The organism is Gordonia sp. i37, from assembly GCF_002043085.1.
In the GTDB taxonomy this organism is placed as follows: Bacteria; Actinomycetota; Actinomycetes; order Mycobacteriales; family Mycobacteriaceae; genus Gordonia; species Gordonia polyisoprenivorans.
On the sequence record NZ_MVPX01000484.1, the window covers coordinates 1 to 2,676 of the forward strand.

General features: G+C 66.2%; 1 protein-coding gene. It reads left to right on the forward strand.

The features are described 5' to 3' along the window. The coding region (locus B1964_RS23555) for a DUF3376 domain-containing protein (protein ID WP_139765844.1) at positions 1 to 2,676 on the forward strand (2,676 nt) is incomplete at both ends.

The following is a 2,676-nucleotide window of genomic DNA, read 5'->3' on the forward strand; positions in this document are numbered from 1 at the left end:
CCCCCCGCCGCAAGCACTGAGCGTTGAACTCGCCGCCACCCTGCTCCCCGACCCGGACAAGCAGGTGACCACCGCCCGCGGCGGTTTCTCCTTCACCCGCCGGCCCGGTGGCCTCGGCTCGCAGTACTCGACGATTCCCGGATTGGGCGACGACGAGGCCGCCGCCGAGGTCGCCAGGCAGGCCATGGCACTGGCGATCCGATCGACATCGTCGTTCCCGGGCGCATTCGAACCTGCGACGGTGTATTCGATCGACTCACCCGAGCAGATCGCGCCGAACAGCGGCGGAAAACCCAACATGGACAGAGTGTTTCCGTTCGCTCGCGCTGCCACGGGTGACGACACGGCAGGCAGCAACACGGTGTCCGGGGAGGCACCTTTTCTCGTCATCGACGGTGGGGTCTTCGACAACATCCCGATCGACCGTGCGATCCGCGCCATCCAACGCGCGCCCGCGTCCGCGCCCACCGAGCGTGTGCTGATGTACCTCGACCCACAACCGCCCGCGCAACCCGAACCCATCCCGATGCCGGCGACGGACAATGCGCAGCGACGAGTGCTCGCCAAGCAAACCGCCCAATTGTCGCGCTGGCTCAACGTCATTCGCTCCGGCATGTCGATGAAGAGTCGACAGGAGTCGGCCGAGGACGAGATCACCTACATCCGCGAACACAACGACAGCGTGCTCGCGCTGCGCGGGCGCACCGAGGAACTCGCCGCGTGGTTGGGAACCACCAAGGGTCCTCTGCCGAGCATTCCGGTGAGCCGCTACATCCAGTCCCGGATCGGTTCCGACGCACAGCATTACAGCGAGATCCTCACCGCACCACACACAATGCTGTTCACCCCGCCGTTCCCGGCCGAGCCACGCACACCCATCGAACCACTGCTCAGCCTGCGCATCAAAGACGCACTCGCCCAGGCTTACACGAGGGTCACCCCGGGCTCGACCGCGGCTGGCTCCGACTCGCAGGCCCAGTCGGTGATGACCCGTGGGGACGTCACCGCCGCCATCGACGCGACACAATTCCTGATTGCCTGGGCACGTGCGCTCGAGGGTGCCGGGAAGGACGCGGCGAGCGCGCTCAAGCCCTCGCTGTATCGCTGCGGCGCCGTGCTTCTACAAGCCCGCCATCTCACCGTCGACACCGAGCTGGCGTCGGTGGCCGCGGACCCGACGCTGTGGACGGGCGCACTGATCAGCGGTATTGCCGCGCAGCACCTGCTGACGATCACACCCGATGTGAACACTGCACTGAGACAGGGCAACAGCGTCGCCGACGCCGCCTTCTACCGTGCCCTCTCGCCGTCGATGACAGCGAGTGGTATCGGATTCACCTCCGATGGCGGATCCGTGCCGCTCCTCACCACACTCTGGGGCCACCTCCACGCGCATCTGGCATCTCTCGTGACGATCTCCGCCGACGCCAACGAGGAATTCTGGGATGAATCCTTGTATCACGCTCTGGCACAGAAGCTTCCGGAGAATGATTCATACACCTCCTACAACATCGTGCGACTCATCGCCGCCTCGGGCGGACCCGACACCCAGTCGGTCATCCGCTACCACCAGATCACAGGCGACGAGCCGCCGGCCACTGCCGACTCCGACTACCTCAAAGCCCTTCGCGCCGACGCCGTGGCCACCCAGTTGGAGGCATGGCTCAAGCACGACACCGCGATCGACGCCATCGATCCGCAACAGTTGTCCGAGTGGATGACCAAGATCGATGGTCTCCAACGCGCCGAGGACAAACTCTGCGGCACACCCCTGGCCCGCTTCGCCGGCTTTCTCGACTGGCGGTGGCGTGCGAGCGACTGGCGTTGGGGCCGAGTCAATGCCGCGTCGGGCATCGTCGACCTCCTCCTGCCGGACGATCCGCGTGCCGACGCCGAGCAGAAGACGCGGCAGGACGCGCGGCGGCACGACTACAAGGAGAGACTTCAGAGCGATATCGTCACCGAAGACCCCGACGCCCAAGCGATTCCCGCGCGGGGCCTCGGCGCCATCACCGACCTCCCGTCGTCGTATCGTGTGGGTCTCGTGTCGCGCGCGTCCGGTCTGGTGATCCGGGCGTTGCAGCCGGCGTCGATCTTTCCGAGCCCAGTCAAGAAGTCCGTCGTGATCCTCGGTGTCGCACTGTTGCGCGTCATCCCGGTCCTGTTGGGGTTGATCGTCGACCCGCTGCGCCTGCTGATCGCGCTGGCGGCGACTCTCCTGACGTCCTTTCTCCTGCCGGGCGATTCCGAGACGGGCCCGGTGCTCTGGTACACCGTCTCCGCTCTCACCGGCCTCATCGGCCTTCTGTTGGTCGCACGTTCCCTTGCCGCAGACAGCAAGTGGCGCAACATGAACCGCCGGCTGGAACAAACCGTCACCGGCGGCCCACACGAGTCCTGGCTCGGTGCCCTGCACTTCGCGGAGGAGGAGACACGCAAGTGGCGTCAGTGGACCGCCGCGGTGGGCGTCGGCTGTATCGCTGCCGCGGTGATCACCGGCGTCCTCACCGGTGAACGCGTGGTGACGCGCTACCAGATCGAACCGTTGCTCATCGTGTGGGTACTCGTCGCCGGTGGGGCGATCACGCTCACAGTCCGGTGCACGAAAGTGCCTCCCGCACTGGCATACAACCCGCCGGTCGTCGAAGGATTGGGCCGACGACTGCGCCGGCGGGG